This window comes from Sporomusa rhizae (genome assembly GCF_041428845.1).
In the GTDB taxonomy this organism is placed as follows: Bacteria; Bacillota; Negativicutes; order Sporomusales; family Sporomusaceae; genus Sporomusa; species Sporomusa rhizae.
The window spans coordinates 1,602,467-1,616,005 of record NZ_CP156925.1; the positions used below are offsets into that span (position 1 = coordinate 1,602,467).

The window sequence follows — 13,539 nt, forward strand, 5'->3', positions numbered from 1 at the left end:
TGAGCCCTTATCGCATGTTAATTGCTAATTGTTGACAATTTGATTTGGCGGTATTAAACTAAAACTATCAGATTGAGGTAAGGCAAGCTTTCGGGACAATGCAGAAAATTCCTGTTATGTACACCTTCGGGTGGAACGGGAGTTTTCTGTCTTTTTTTTCAGTGTACCGAGGCTTGCTTATGATCAAGGATGCAGGCTGAAAGCTGCAATATCAAGAAGGGCTGTGATGTTTATGCGTTTGATAAGGCCGGTAGTTAAGTTGTTTTGCTCGATGATTTCTGTGTGTGTACTGGCGATGGCTTTACCCGGAACCATTCAGGCTATTCAACTTGATTCCCAGGAGTACAAGCTATTGCTGAAAGCAGACAATTTTGCAGACAAAGAGCAGGGGTACAGAGCCTATTGGGAGAAAGTCAGGCAGACAGCCGGTGAAAGTGGTATCGGCGTAGTCGAAAACGCCAACCCTTTTGCTGAAGATGCCAAGCAGGTTATGTACCTGGACACGAAGAATATGGAACTAACAAAACAAAATTATATCCTCCGCCTTAGAACAAAATATGTTGACGGACAGCCTGCGGCAGATTCTGAGCTTACTCTAAAATACCGGGTGCCGGAATTACAAGGGATTACTGAACTGTCGGTGCAAACAGCCCGGGGGTATAAATCGGTCAGTAAGCTGCAGGAAGACTGTGTTGGCTATTATCGCGGCCAAGCCGGCGTTAATGGCGGCGAATTCGGACTCAGCCGGGCGTTGAAAAAAATTCCTAGAAGTCTGCGAACCACGTTGGGGGATTATGCTGTTTTCTTTCCCACACTTAATGAACTTGGTATTGCAGCTACGGAGCCAGTGTCCATAATTAATAATTTGATGGTACGAGAAGTTAAAGTTTCTCCCGGTGAGCTTGATTTTGGGGATGGGTTAAAAGGTGAAGTCACTATTTCCCTATGGTATGATGAAAATAGCTCTAAGTTGATAGCTGCGGAGTTTTCCTATGAGGTGGATTTAATAAATGCCTCCGGCAAAAGTCTGGAGAAATGCCGGGATTTCTTTAACCAACTGCAAAACAATACCCAGTCAACGTTATATCCGGGGCAAACGAAAGTTCAATTTGTCTACGATTATAAATAGTGACAGGTTTTTTGATACGCCAGATAATATTTCGGTAAAGGAGGGGAGCAAATGCCTAAAACGATTGTATCGCGATGGGAATGGCGAATATTTGGCAAAGATTTTGCGTCAGCCGAGTCCGCGATAAAAAAGTACCCTTTGGGCAACATCAAAAAGAGTGAAGAGTTCTATATTCTTTCCCGGCTGAAAAATGACAATATTAAAATCCGGGAGGATGTAGTAGAGGTTAAAGTATTACAGGCAATCAATGAACATGGCTTGGAACAGTGGAGTCCTGCCGCCAGACAACGCTTGCCCATTTCGGCTGCCTCTCTGCCCGAATTATTTAAACATATTGGTTCTATACCTATTAACTTGCGGCAAAATCATTATACCCGCAACCAGTTGTTGCAGGAATTGACTCAGTATAGTAAACTGCTAAAAGTGGTAAAAGTGAAGAAACATCGCAATATTTATGTCATTAACCAATGCATTGTTGAGATTGCTGAAGTGGGTTTTGCCGGTATTCCGTTCAAATCCATATGTGTGGAGTTTACCGATCCGGAGATTGTTTTACGTACAGTGAGAGAACTGGGCCTGGAACAGCAGCGGAATGTCAATTATGTTAAAGCGTTGAAAACACTGTTTGAACCCGTACGGTCTACTCTGTATGCCGCCATCGTGTCCCAGTAAAAGATAAGGGACTAAAATGAAAAAAGTTCATAAAGCTATTGCCATATTTTTGGTGAATAGTTATAATAATAGTAATATTACGATAATTTAATGGTTCTTTGACAAAGCAGAATAATTGGCTTCACAAATGTTTCCTAAAGGGAGAATTGTGTGGTTATTCTGCTTTTGCTCAACATAAAAATAAATAGTCATATTCTTTGTGTTGCAAAGGCAAAAAAGTCTTAACTTTTTTGCCTTTTATTATTGAGAACAAGAAAAGAGAGGGGGAGTGGTACAACCTTTAGGAACAGCGTGTGACAGCCGTTTTTAGAGGTAAAGTATATATTTTGGGAGGTTTTATTTATGGCAACAATTATACCCCGTTGGGAATGGAGAACTTTTAACAACGACTTAGCTGAATTTGCTGAAACAATTACTAACTATGGGCGGCCGAACATCAGGAAGAGTGAAGAAGTTTATATACTTTCCAAAGTGAGAGATGACAATACTAAAATCAGGGAAGATCTTATTGATATTAAATCACTCCAGGCAGTTGATGAAAATAAGCTCGAACAATGGAATCCCACCCTTAAGGCAGGATTTCCGATCGGTAAAGACAATCTGACAGAGTTGTTCAAGGTTTTTGGTGTAGTAGCTCCGGAATTTGCCCGGGAGGAATATACTTATGAGCAGTTTCTGTCTGAAGTGATTACACCCAATGAAGCCCTAAAGGTAGTGAATGTAAAGAAAGTCAGATATATCTACAGTGTGAATGATTGTATCGTGGAATTTGCCGAAACCGAGTTTAACGGCGTTCCCTGGAAAACAGCCTGTGTCGAGCATGTTGATCCGGCCAACGTTATAAAGACTGTGCAGGAACTGGGCTTGGTCGGGTTAGAAAATATCAATTACATTAAAGCGATGAAAAAGACCGTAGGTCTGGTGTAGAGGAGGAGTTGCAATGGGGAAAGAAATTGAACGAAAATTTCTGGTAAAAGAGGGTGCGTGGCAACCTAAAGATAAGGGTACGACAATTCGGCAAGGATATCTTTCGTCAGTTAAGGAGCGGGTAGTCCGGGTACGGACCAAAGGAGAAAAAGCCTTTATCACAATTAAAGGAATCACCAAGGGAATCTCCCGCTCCGAATTTGAATATCAAATTCCGGTAGAGGACGCCGATCCTCTGCTCACCAATCTGTGTGAACAACCGCTTATCGAGAAGACGAGATATAAAGAGGTTTGCGGTAACCATACCTGGGAGATTGATGTATTTTTTGGCAGTAACCTGGGGCTGATTGTTGCCGAGGTCGAGCTTAAGGACGAGACTGAGCTTTTAGAATTACCCAACTGGGTAGGTGAGGAAGTTTCTTCCGATCCCCGTTACTTTAACTCCAATTTGATCCAAAATCCTTATGAAAAATGGGGGCGTGGATAGTGTCACAAGCATCTGCCGCCATGAATACGGGCAGCTTAGAGCGGGTTCAGGAACTTCTGAACATGGAGAAGATGAGTCTATCTTCAGATTCGCGGGCAGCCCGGACCAATACTGAGCGCTGGATGAAGTATCTCGGTTTCCCTGGTGGCATTTTGGTGTTCTTACTTATTTATTATATGCCTACCGGGGCCGGTCTTACTGCTTCTGCCCAATCAGCAGCCGCATGCTTTCTCATGGCGCTTGTGTGGTGGGTCACTGAACCAGTACCCACTTATGTGACATCCTTCCTGTTAATGATTCTGCTGGCCTTGACTAGGACCTGGGAGCTAAAGCCTATCCTTGATGTTCTTGGTATGGATGTTATCTGGCTGAACATCATGTCCTTTATTTTGAGCTCTATTCTGGTTAAGACCCGTTTGGCTAAACGCTTGGCCTTGAGCCTGATATTGAAGTTTGGCAAAAATGCCAGTTGGGCCTTGTTTGCCTTCGTCATAATCCAACTGGCCTTAGCCCCTTTTATTCCGTCCACCACCGCCAGATGCGTCATAACTTTGCCGCTGATGATTGTGGTAGCAGCCATTTATGGTTCCACCGGGGACACGCCGAATAACTTTGGCCGCAATCTGCTGCTGTTAAACTTGGCCAGTATCAGTATTCTGTCTTCGACTACCATGACCGGTAGTCCGGCCGATATGCAGGCCGTTGGCTTCATTCAGAAGATGGCCGACTACCGGGTTTATTACAATCAGTGGCTGCTGGCCGCTGCTCCGATTACCATCGGGACTATAGCCGCAGTCTGGTATCTTGGACCCAAGTTCATTTTCCCGGTACAGCAGGAAGCAAAGTATCCCCAATTGCAAGGCGGCATGGATTTGGTCAAAGCCCAGAAAGACAGTATGGGACCGCTGAGTATCGCCGAGAAAAAAGGTATTGGTGTTTTCCTGCTGGTAATCTTCCTCTGGGCGACCGATACCTGGCACCAGCAGTGGTTTGGCCTGGATATTGCCGCGCCGGTAGCGGCCATGATTGGCGTAGTAATCACCCTGATGCCGCGCTGGGGCATTCTGAGCTGGAATGAAGCCGAAATTCCCTGGCACTTGCTGCTATTTAGCGCCGGAGCCTATGCCGGTGGCCTGGCGCTAGATGATACCGGGGCAGCAGAATGGGCCGTACGGCAGTTATTCGGCAACATGAATTTCCAAGGTGTGCCGTTTGGAGTGGTATATGCCATCATTATGGCCATAATGATTTATTCGCATCTGTTACTGACATCCAAAACAGTGCGGGCCACCATCATGATTCCCCTCATAATCACGTTGGCAAGACAAATCGGCTGGAACCCGGTAAGCTTGGCATTGCCCGCAGCCTTTGCCATTGACTGGGTCGTGGGATTACCGATCAGCGGTAAGCCTAATGTAGTGCTGTTCGCTACCGGCCAATATTCGGTTATGGATAACTTAAAATACGGGCTGGCAGCTTGTACTATCGGTTATATATTATTGCTCATCGGCGGAGCGACCTGGTTTCATTGGATGGGAATCACTCCGGCGTTCACAGCACGTCTATGAAAATACGTAATATGTTGCTTGTGGTTTGCCTGCTTGCCGCCAGCCTGGTGTTAATGGGAGCTGCGCCCAGTATTAAAGTTTACAATGAAAAATTGAATGTAATACCAAACGGTTCGGGAAAAGTCACAACCCAGCTGGAAATGACGGACATCCTGCCGGGATCGGTTGACATACCTCTTTCCACCTGGAACGGAATTCAGGATTTACGGTGGGAAGGGGGACCAGCCGGCCTGCAGATTCAACCGGTATTAAAAGGTGACAATCCATACCTCAAAGTCGTGGTTCCGGCGGGAGCACCTGCCAGTTTTACATTGCGTTTGGAGTTCGATGTGTTGGCGCCTAAAGCGGCCGCTGTCGCAAAAGTGTCAGGGAATGAACGGGCTGTAAGCTACCGATTTCTGAATACAGGACAGCTGCCTGTTGCCCAATACAGATTAACAACCATTTTACCGGAAGGCGAAACCGTTCACTCGGTTCAGGAGGCCTTGCCTAAGGGGAAGGCAGGCAGTGGGGCGCAAGTAAAGATTATTAACGCGGAAAGCCGGCAGGGATTTACGTTAGAAGCCCAAAATCTTAAATTTGGCGATGCATCAAGCATCAGCTTGAAGATCGTGCCTGAGAAGAAATCACCGGTGATGCTGGTTGTGGGTATATTCTTTGCAATTGCTTATCTTTATGCGTTCCGGGATATTGTAAGAAACTCAACCGACGATAACCGGCCTGCTGCCAAAAAAACTGTCAGGCAGGATTTGGGATAAAAGCGATTGATAAGCCTGAGATGAGACTCGTTCATAATTCCCTGATTCTTTGGGACGGTTTTTGATGAAATATGGATAGCTGCCTTATCATGGCTGTTGGCGGTCCTAACAGCAAGGCAGCTATCTTTTTTCTATTGGTAAAGAGTAGACAGGGAAAGGAAGGGTATTGCCATGCATGAGGATAATTGGCTTCAGAATGCAGTATTGGAAATGGGGCGTAAAACGCTGGCGGCAGTGGATAACTCGATTATAGCAATGTTAATGAATGACACCGCAATTGCAGTAAAGGTAAGAGAAACTGAGAAGCAGGTAGACTCAATGTATCATTCCATTAACGAGTATTGTCTGGATTTGCTTGCCAATAATTTTTATCCCCGTACCAAAATAAATTTTCTTGTCAACAGTCTAAAGATTGCTATGGAACTGGAAAGAATTTGCGACTACGCCAATCAAATAGCCAAAATAGAACAGAAAAAATTATCGAAACAGAATACGGAAGTAATAGCTTCATTAAAAATATCTGTTGCCAAAATGCAAGAACAATCGGTGGATATGGTGCGGTTGTCGCTTGTATGTTACGAAAAGTTAGATAGTGAGCTGGTAAATACAATCCTGGATATGGATGATGAGGTCGACAAAAGAAACCGGGAGCTGTTTCGCGATATGCTCTGCCTTAGTTCGATTAATCCCTGGAGTCAGGAAGTTGTAATGGATTATCAGACTGCTGTAAGGTATATTGAACGGGTTGGCGACCGGGCAACAAACATTGCGGAGTTAGTTTACTATATTATTCATGGCCAGTCACTTAAATAAAGGAGCGATGCGGCGTGATGATTGATGATGTCACGATGGTAATCAGGCTGGCTTTGGCAGTAATTCTCGGCGGAATTATCGGTTTTGAACGTCAGCATCGTGGCAAAATGGCAGGACTTAGAACTCATATTCTTGTTTCATTAGGGTCCTGTCTGGTTGCCATTCTGTCGGTTAATCTCTATGTAGGCGTTCAGGGATTAACCAACGCCGACCCGGCCCGCTTAGCCGCCCAAGTAGTTAGCGGCATCGGTTTTCTGGGTGCCGGGGCCATCATGAAAGAGGGCCCCACCATCAAAGGCCTGACAACTGCCGCCAGTTTATGGGTAGTAGCCAGTGTTGGTCTGGCGACAGGAGTAGGAGCAATTAGCGGGGCGGTTGCAACTACGGTTCTGGTCGTTTTGGTGCTGGAGGTCCTGCCTAAGATTGACAAGAGCTATAATGTCGATACTTCCATTACCGAACAATTAACCATAAAATCATTAGACAAACCCGGCCAAATCGGCCAAGTCGGCTGCTGCCTCGGTCAACTGGGAGTAAAGATACTGCAAATCAACATTGAAGACGGTGAGCCTGGGATTATTTTCATTCCTTTGGCCATACATCTGTTGGATAAACATCAGCTGGATCATATTGTTGTCCAACTGGGCAAGATTGATGGCGTGTTAGCCGTGAAGCGGACTGTGCATTAACTAACCATGACAAGAGCAAGTGGTGCATCGGAAATAACATTAATAAACTGCATAGCAAAATAGGAAAAACAAAGATGCGGCCAACTGTTACACGAGAAAAAGATAGCGTGACATTAAAAGGCACAGCAAAAATTAGGGAAATGTCCCCTAACTTTGCTGTGTCTTTTTTATCTCTAAACCCGGCTTGGTTATCTCTGATTTACTTCATCCTAAACTTAGTGTTCAAGCATAGATTAGAATAGTCTTATCATGACGATTGGTTATTTAGTGTAGTAATAGCAAAATTTTCGTTGTAAACTAAAAACATTACCATAAGTATAAAGACTTTATAACAAGAGATAAAAGGCTACGGATACTGACCGTAGCCTTTTGGTATGTCATTATGCTTTGATAGCAGGGGGGATTAGGCTGATCAAAGTGTCAACAAACGATTTCTCTAGATAGTTATACTCCTGCATTCGCTTCGATACCAGGATAAACTGTCTAGAAATTTTATTAAGATTAAGTAACGGGATATTCACCAATTGACCGGTTGCAATTTCATGTGCAATACAAACTGTACTTATAAGGGCAATGCCAAGTCCTTGCTCTACTGCCCTTTTGATTGTTTCGTGGTTTCCCATCTCTAATATCGACTCAGGGGTGACATTCTCCTGCTTCAAATAATCTTCAACCATTGACCTCATAGCAGAACCAGGGCGGGAATGGATAAATGTATGCGGTCCAACAAGTTCCTGAGGATAAACTATTTCTCGTTCAGCTAAGGGATGTCCCCGAGAAACGATTAAAGATAGTTTATCAATTGCAATTGGTTGAAATTTTACATTGGGTTCATTAACCCAGTTTAAGTTTTTGCCGACTAGAGCTAAATTTGCAGTTCCATTTCGTACCCGATCGACCATTTCGTTACCGTATCCGGTATGAACTGATAATTCCACTTTGGGATAGATTTCTTTATACTTTTTGAGGATCGGCGGGAGGATATAGTTTCCGGCAAGGGTAGATGCACCAAGGACTAGCTTTCCTTCCGATTGTTTATGTAATTCCTTAATTTTATCTGGAACCATATCAACTAAGGATAGAATTTCTTTCGCCCATTTGTAAAGGAAAAGACCTTCCGGCGTAATGGAAAAAGACCGACCGTTACGGATGAAGAGGATAACCGAATAATATTTTTCTAAAGCAGCTATTTGCTGGCTTACGGAAGCCTGCGCCATATACAAACGTTCGGCTGCTCTGTGAAAAGATTTTTCTTCTACGACAGAACAAAAGGTCCTGAGCTGCTGTATAGTCATCTTGCTGTCTCCTTTGATAATATTTACCTTATCAGTATGGTTAGTTATTATGCATGGCTTGGATATATTCCTTCCGCTAAAATTAAATTAACAAATTACAGGGAGGGAAAAGGAAGTAGGGATGTGCTGCGAGCTAAGGCAGGAGGGAAAATAATATTGAGACGCAAAGCGATAATAGTCAGTATTGATGGATTAGGAGATAGACCTTTACACGAATTAGGGGGACTTACCCCATTAGAAGCTGCGACAACACACACATTTGACATTCTGGCCGGTGAGGGGATGGTCGGCCTGGTTGATCCGTATGCTCCAGGTGTACCATGTGGGACTGATGTAGGGCATTTATGCATGCTTGGGTATGATACGAAAGAAGTGTATTCAGGTCGTGGACCGATCGAGGCACTGGGGGCTGGGTTTGAAATATTTCCTGGTGATGTCGCTTTTAGATGTAATTTTGCGACCATAGACCATAATGGCATCGTTCGGGATAGACGGGCAGGAAGAATAAGGGAGGGAGTAGCTGAATTAGCGGCTATTCTGAACAATATTACCCTTAACAACAATGTAATTGCAAATTTTGCACCTGCTACAGAACACAGAGCCGTATTAGTTTTGAGAGGGGCAGGGCTATCGCCACTTGTTTCGGATTCGGATCCCGGGGGCAAAAATGAAGGTATGCCCATTCAGCCAATACGTCCACTTGATGAATCCGAAGCGGCGCTAAAGACTGCAGAAGCATTGCAACAATTTCTTGCGATTGCAAGAGGATTGCTTAACCAGCATCCTATTAATTTGAAACGTATAATGTCAGGACAGTTACCAGCAAACGCTATACTAACCCGCAGTGGTGGTATTGCTACTAAATGTATTCCGCTACAGGAGCGATTTAATGGCATACGTTGCGCAGCGGTATCAGGCGAAGCCACCGTGCAGGCAATAGCAAAAATGGCTGGAATGCAAATCGTTACTCATCCGGGCATTACAGGGTCATATGATTTTAACGGCCAGCTTAAAGCCAGTTTTGCCATTGAACTGTTGAACGATAATGACTTAGTGCTCGTACACGTGAAAGCTACAGATTTAGCTGGCCACGATGGGAAGTGGGATAGTAAAAAGTCAATTATTGAACAGATAGACAATATGGTAGCAGTTATTAAGGCGAAGATTCCTCCTGATACTCTCATTGCAATAACTGCAGATCATTCTACTCCTTGTGAAGTAGGGGAGCATAGTGGGGACCCCGTTCCGGTAGTAATTTGGGGCAAGGGAGTTCGGGCAGATAAACAATTGGCATATGGTGAAACTTCTTGTTCTGCCGGTGGTCTCGGAAGAATTACAGGGAAAGATTTTTTTCATATCTTAATAGATCTTATGGGTTTTTCACAAAAACTAGGTGCTTAGTTTTCAAGGTGGGTAGAATACAAAAAAGTAAGGAGATTATGCAATGAGTCAACCAGTAATAGGCAAAGTTTCTGGTGATTCGCCAGAAAAAAAGAAAGGAAAGTATGAAGCACTAATGAAAAAATGGGGGATTCCTGTTGCCCTTGCAGTGTTCCTGATTTTGTTTCTGATGCCTACACCGCAAGGTCTAGGGGTGCAGGCACAACGCTCATTAGCTGTGTTTGCATCTGCTCTTGTCCTTTGGATCACGACACCTATTCCCATTTACCTGACTTCGATTATGGCGATTTTGCTGCTGCCGCTGGTCGGCGCAGTTAAGAAGCAGTCAGAGGCTTTCGCAACATTGGGGTTTGATGTTATCTGGCTTATGGTGTCCGCATTTGTTCTTACATCTGCTATTATCAAGTCCAATCTGGGAAGAAGATTTGCGTTATGGATGGTAACGAAATTTGGAAAGACACCTAAGATGACGCTCTTTACACTGATTGTCATTAATTTTGCGCTCGCCTTTTTCGTTCCGTCCACAACGGCCCGCGCCACATTAATGGTTCCTATTTGTCTAATATTGTTAGATGTATATAAGGCCATTCCCGGCGAAAGTAACTTTGGCAGGGTTATGATGCTGCAGGGCCTGCAGGCAGATGCTTTGGCCACCTCTGGTATTATGACGGCTACAGCCGGAAACATTATTGCTGTTGGATTTATTAACTCGCAGGCAGGGGGACATATCGGCTATATGCAGTGGTTATTAGCTTCCATGCCAGCGGCGATTATTACAATGGTCATCGTTTTTTTCCTTGGACTCAAAATCTTTTCGATTAAGGATGAGTTTAATTTCAAAAACGCTATCGGTACATTGGAGGAAGAACTGAGAAAGCTCGGAGCCTTCTCCCCTCAGGAGAAGAAGGCCATGGTTATTTTCTTTTTGACAGTCGTGTTATGGGCAACGGGAGATTATCATAAGCAATGGTTCGGTTTTGCAATCAGTACAGAGCAGACTGCTGTTCTTGCCGCGCTTCTCTGTCTTCTGCCAAAAATAGGGCTGCTTACGTGGAAGGAAGCAAACATTAAGTGGGATCTGATGATTTTTGCCGCCGGTGCTTACGCCGTTGGCGGCGCGCTGGACAAATCCAAGGGCGCCGAATGGATAATCAAGCAGCTGGTTGCCGGGTTGGGACTTCAGAATATGAGCCATTTCTGGGTATATGTCCTTGTGGTATTTCTCAGCATGTACAGCCATCTTATTTTTACTAGCAAAACTGTACGAGTAACCATTCTAATCCCTGCTTTCATCGCTCTTGCCAAAACTTTGGGCATGAACCCGGTAGCACTTGGTCTGGCCTCAGCGATGACGATGACGTTTACGATTACGCTGCCGCCTCACTCCAAAGTAAATACCCTGTATTTCGCATCCGGCTATTTCTCCGTGCTGGATCAGGTAAAATATGCAATTGTAACCTGCTTCGTGGGTGCGGTTGTCATCAGTGCGGCGATATTTACCTGGTTTAAAATTATCGGCATTTCATAATCCGAGCACATCAACTGGATGTGTTAAGAGATTGAAATCTGGCTCTTTTTCAAAACCAGTTTACATGTTGTAATAAAGGTATCACGTGCACGGATGAAAAAGATTGCCGGGAGGCTGCTATGGAACAAATGAAAAAAGTAGGGATTTTCTTATTTGACGGGGTAGAATTAATGGATTTCGCAGGGCCGTATGAAGTGTTCACCATTGTGAATTTAGAAGCACCACAGCAGTATTTTGAAGTGTTTTCAGTAAGTGAAAGCAAAGGGGAGATATGTACCAGCAATGGTTTGACGGTGAATACCCATTACGGTTTTGACGATTGCCCGCAGGTAGATATATTGGTGATTCCGGGAGGTAATGTCCGTCCGGAGATTGTGGCTAACGAGAATATCAGCAAGTGGATTGCAAGAATGTCTGAAAAAACCGAAATCACCCTTTCGGTCTGCAATGGGGCGATGTTCCTTGCCAAAGCAGGTTTACTTCAAGGCCTGCCTGCCACTACCCATGGACATTTTCTAAACAAACTGGCCGAGCTGGATGCCACGGTAGACGTTAAGGAGAATGTACGCTTTGTGGATACCGGGAAAATCATCACTGCTGCCGGAATTTCCGCGGGAATTGATGTGTCGTTACATGTTGTATCACGTTTATTTGGCGAGTCTGCTGTTTCTCATGCGATAAAAATTATGGAGTATGAGAGTAAGGCTTACCAACAGGGTATGATTATGTAAGAAGTCTATTATGAAAAATGTACCACCAGACGGGTTGAAACAATAGTTTCTAGCCTGCCTGGTGGTACTTTTTATACTGCTTATTCCTAATCAAGGAAGCCACGCTTTTCGCAACAACCGGACAGCGGTAGGAATGTCATCCAGTGCGATGCCGCCAAATCCTAGAAGAATGGAAGCTGCATTAGGTTCCGATTGAACCCAGAGTTTATCTGCGGGAAGTATCTTGATACCAGCCTGATAGGCTCGGGAGACTAATTCTGCGGTAGTCATGGGCCATTTGATTTGCAGCAGCAGGTGCAGGCCTGCGTTTTTGCCGGATATGGATAGGGTATCACCAAATTCTTGTTGTAGTGCCCGGAGGAGGGCGTCATGGTTTTTCTTAAAAAACCGGGTGGTTTTCCGTAGGTGACTATCCCAATGGCCTTGCTGGAAAAACAGTTCAAGCGGTTTTTGCATGAGGAAAGGGACAGGTGAGGGGACACTTTGGTATAGTGTATGAATTTCCTGTGCCAAGCTCTCCGGCAGCACCATATAGGCTATGCGAATGGCAGGAGAGAGTATTTTGGAAAAACTGCTGATATAGATGACTCGATCTGGAGCTAGTGCTTGCAGGGGTTGGATAGGTTTCACATCATAGCGGAGATAGGAGCTGTAATCGTCTTCGATGATATAAGCATCCTGTTTATTGGCCCATTCTATAAGGCGGATTCGTCTTGTGATGGACATAATACACCCAGTGGGGAATTGATGAGAGGGGGTTACATAGACTGCTTTCGCGGCAGAATGGTTCAAGGTTTTTACTTTCAGACCATGGTGATCTAAGGGGATGGGGTGGATACGAAAGTCCTGATTGGTAAAGGCAGCATAGGCTCCGCTAAAACCGGGGTCTTCGATGGCTATCGTGGAAGTTTGGGGTTTCAGAAGCTGGCCTGCTAAGAGCAGGCAATGCTGGGTTCCTGGAGCAATGATCAGCTGATCTAGGGTACATTGGATATTTCTATATTCCCGCAGGTAATGTAAGATTTGTCTTCGTAGTCCCGCTTCTCCCGGAAAATGGCTATAATTTAGCATTTGGTTCTGATAGCAGCGCAGACATTCGTTCGTTACTTGTTGCCATTTAGCAAAGGGGAAGGATTTTGGACTCAGCTTTCCATAGGTAAAGTCATATTGGATATCTTTTGTTTCTGTTTCTGGCTCCGGGGGTTCATTGAGATGCAGCGAAGTGTTTTTCAGTCCGGCCAAACCTAAATCCTCTACATAAAAACCGCTTCGAGCCTTACAGGCAAGAAAGCCTTCGGAATACAACTGGTCATAGGCCATTCCCACGGTATTTCGGCTTACACATAAATCCTGGGACAGTTTACGGCTGGAGGGCATTTTGGTTCCAGGGGGAAGGCTGCCCTCAAGAATTTTAGAGCGAACTTGTTGATAGAGTTGAGTATATAAAGGGAGGGAGCTTCTATGATCTAACATATACATGATAATACATCCTCCGGCTAAACTGGTGGCAGTGTTCCATAGCCATTTCTTCTTTGCGACAG

The 13,539-nt window shown here is 44.6% G+C and carries 13 protein-coding genes; 11 read left to right on the plus strand and 2 right to left on the minus strand.

Annotated elements, in window-relative coordinates:
- Positions 1-226: 226 nt before the first annotated feature.
- The 8 genes from SRRS_RS07105 to SRRS_RS07140 all read left to right on the plus strand — a co-directional run bounded on the left by SRRS_RS07105 (position 227) and on the right by SRRS_RS07140 (position 7,043).
- Positions 227-1,129: a hypothetical protein gene (locus SRRS_RS07105; protein WP_371367519.1), complete on the plus strand. Its 903-nt coding sequence runs from the start codon at positions 227-229 to the stop codon at positions 1,127-1,129.
- A 51-nt stretch (positions 1,130-1,180) separates the two neighbouring features.
- Positions 1,181-1,801, plus strand: coding sequence for a hypothetical protein (locus tag SRRS_RS07110; RefSeq protein WP_371367521.1), 621 nt, complete (start codon positions 1,181-1,183; stop codon positions 1,799-1,801).
- A gap of 342 nt (positions 1,802-2,143) precedes the next feature.
- On the plus strand, positions 2,144-2,728 hold the full coding sequence (locus SRRS_RS07115) for a hypothetical protein (RefSeq protein WP_371367522.1): 585 nt from the start codon (positions 2,144-2,146) through the stop codon (positions 2,726-2,728).
- Positions 2,729-2,741: 13 nt separating this feature from the next.
- Positions 2,742-3,215: a CYTH domain-containing protein gene (locus SRRS_RS07120; RefSeq protein ID WP_371367524.1), complete on the plus strand. Its 474-nt coding sequence runs from the start codon at positions 2,742-2,744 to the stop codon at positions 3,213-3,215.
- Complete coding sequence (locus SRRS_RS07125) at positions 3,215-4,783, plus strand: SLC13 family permease (protein WP_371367526.1); 1,569 nt, start codon at positions 3,215-3,217, stop codon at positions 4,781-4,783. The genes SRRS_RS07120 and SRRS_RS07125 overlap by 1 nt, the downstream gene beginning before the upstream one ends.
- Positions 4,780-5,541, plus strand: a complete 762-nt coding sequence (locus SRRS_RS07130; RefSeq protein WP_371367528.1) for a hypothetical protein — start codon at positions 4,780-4,782, stop codon at positions 5,539-5,541. The genes SRRS_RS07125 and SRRS_RS07130 overlap by 4 nt, the downstream gene beginning before the upstream one ends.
- Positions 5,542-5,712: 171 nt before the next feature.
- On the plus strand, positions 5,713-6,354 hold the full coding sequence (locus SRRS_RS07135; RefSeq protein ID WP_371367529.1) for a phosphate uptake regulator PhoU: 642 nt from the start codon (positions 5,713-5,715) through the stop codon (positions 6,352-6,354).
- 17 nt (positions 6,355-6,371) lie between these two features.
- On the plus strand, positions 6,372-7,043 hold the full coding sequence (locus tag SRRS_RS07140; RefSeq protein ID WP_371369739.1) for an MgtC/SapB family protein: 672 nt from the start codon (positions 6,372-6,374) through the stop codon (positions 7,041-7,043).
- A gap of 380 nt (positions 7,044-7,423) precedes the next feature.
- On the opposite strand, the gene SRRS_RS07145 is transcribed toward SRRS_RS07140, so the two are convergent.
- Positions 7,424-8,338 (minus strand): LysR substrate-binding domain-containing protein, encoded by a 915-nt coding sequence (locus tag SRRS_RS07145; RefSeq protein ID WP_371367530.1) that lies wholly within the window; start codon positions 8,336-8,338, stop codon positions 7,424-7,426.
- Positions 8,339-8,494: 156 nt separating this feature from the next.
- Between SRRS_RS07145 and apgM the strand changes: the two genes are divergently transcribed.
- From apgM to SRRS_RS07160, 3 genes are all read left to right on the plus strand, one after another.
- Entirely contained in the window at positions 8,495-9,739 is a 1,245-nt protein-coding gene (apgM, locus tag SRRS_RS07150) for a 2,3-bisphosphoglycerate-independent phosphoglycerate mutase (protein WP_371367532.1), read from the plus strand.
- Positions 9,740-9,782: 43 nt separating this feature from the next.
- Positions 9,783-11,267 carry a DASS family sodium-coupled anion symporter gene (locus tag SRRS_RS07155; protein WP_371367534.1) on the plus strand — a complete coding sequence of 495 codons (1,485 nt, stop codon included), beginning with the start codon at positions 9,783-9,785 and terminating at the stop codon, positions 11,265-11,267.
- A 119-nt stretch (positions 11,268-11,386) separates the two neighbouring features.
- A complete protein-coding gene (locus SRRS_RS07160) occupies positions 11,387-11,998 on the plus strand; it encodes a DJ-1/PfpI family protein (protein ID WP_371367536.1) in 612 nt (203 codons plus the stop codon).
- 90 nt (positions 11,999-12,088) lie between these two features.
- Here SRRS_RS07160 and SRRS_RS07165 read toward each other — a convergent pair whose 3' ends face one another.
- A complete protein-coding gene (locus tag SRRS_RS07165) occupies positions 12,089-13,477 on the minus strand; it encodes a PLP-dependent aminotransferase family protein (protein WP_371367538.1) in 1,389 nt (462 codons plus the stop codon).
- Positions 13,478-13,539: the final 62 nt, after the last annotated feature.

Coding starts and splice junctions, on each gene's coding strand:
- SRRS_RS07110 (WP_371367521.1), top strand. CDS start 1,181: ATGCCTAAAACGATTGTATCGCGATGGGAATGGCGAATATTTGGCAAA.
- SRRS_RS07160 (WP_371367536.1), top strand. CDS start 11,387: ATGGAACAAATGAAAAAAGTAGGGATTTTCTTATTTGACGGGGTAGAA.
- SRRS_RS07145 (WP_371367530.1), bottom strand. CDS start 8,338: ATGACTATACAGCAGCTCAGGACCTTTTGTTCTGTCGTAGAAGAAAAA.
- SRRS_RS07135 (WP_371367529.1), top strand. CDS start 5,713: ATGCATGAGGATAATTGGCTTCAGAATGCAGTATTGGAAATGGGGCGT.
- SRRS_RS07120 (WP_371367524.1), top strand. CDS start 2,742: ATGGGGAAAGAAATTGAACGAAAATTTCTGGTAAAAGAGGGTGCGTGG.
- SRRS_RS07105 (WP_371367519.1), top strand. CDS start 227: ATGTTTATGCGTTTGATAAGGCCGGTAGTTAAGTTGTTTTGCTCGATG.
- SRRS_RS07115 (WP_371367522.1), top strand. CDS start 2,144: ATGGCAACAATTATACCCCGTTGGGAATGGAGAACTTTTAACAACGAC.
- SRRS_RS07130 (WP_371367528.1), top strand. CDS start 4,780: ATGAAAATACGTAATATGTTGCTTGTGGTTTGCCTGCTTGCCGCCAGC.
- SRRS_RS07140 (WP_371369739.1), top strand. CDS start 6,372: ATGATTGATGATGTCACGATGGTAATCAGGCTGGCTTTGGCAGTAATT.
- SRRS_RS07155 (WP_371367534.1), top strand. CDS start 9,783: ATGAGTCAACCAGTAATAGGCAAAGTTTCTGGTGATTCGCCAGAAAAA.
- SRRS_RS07165 (WP_371367538.1), bottom strand. CDS start 13,477: ATGTATATGTTAGATCATAGAAGCTCCCTCCCTTTATATACTCAACTC.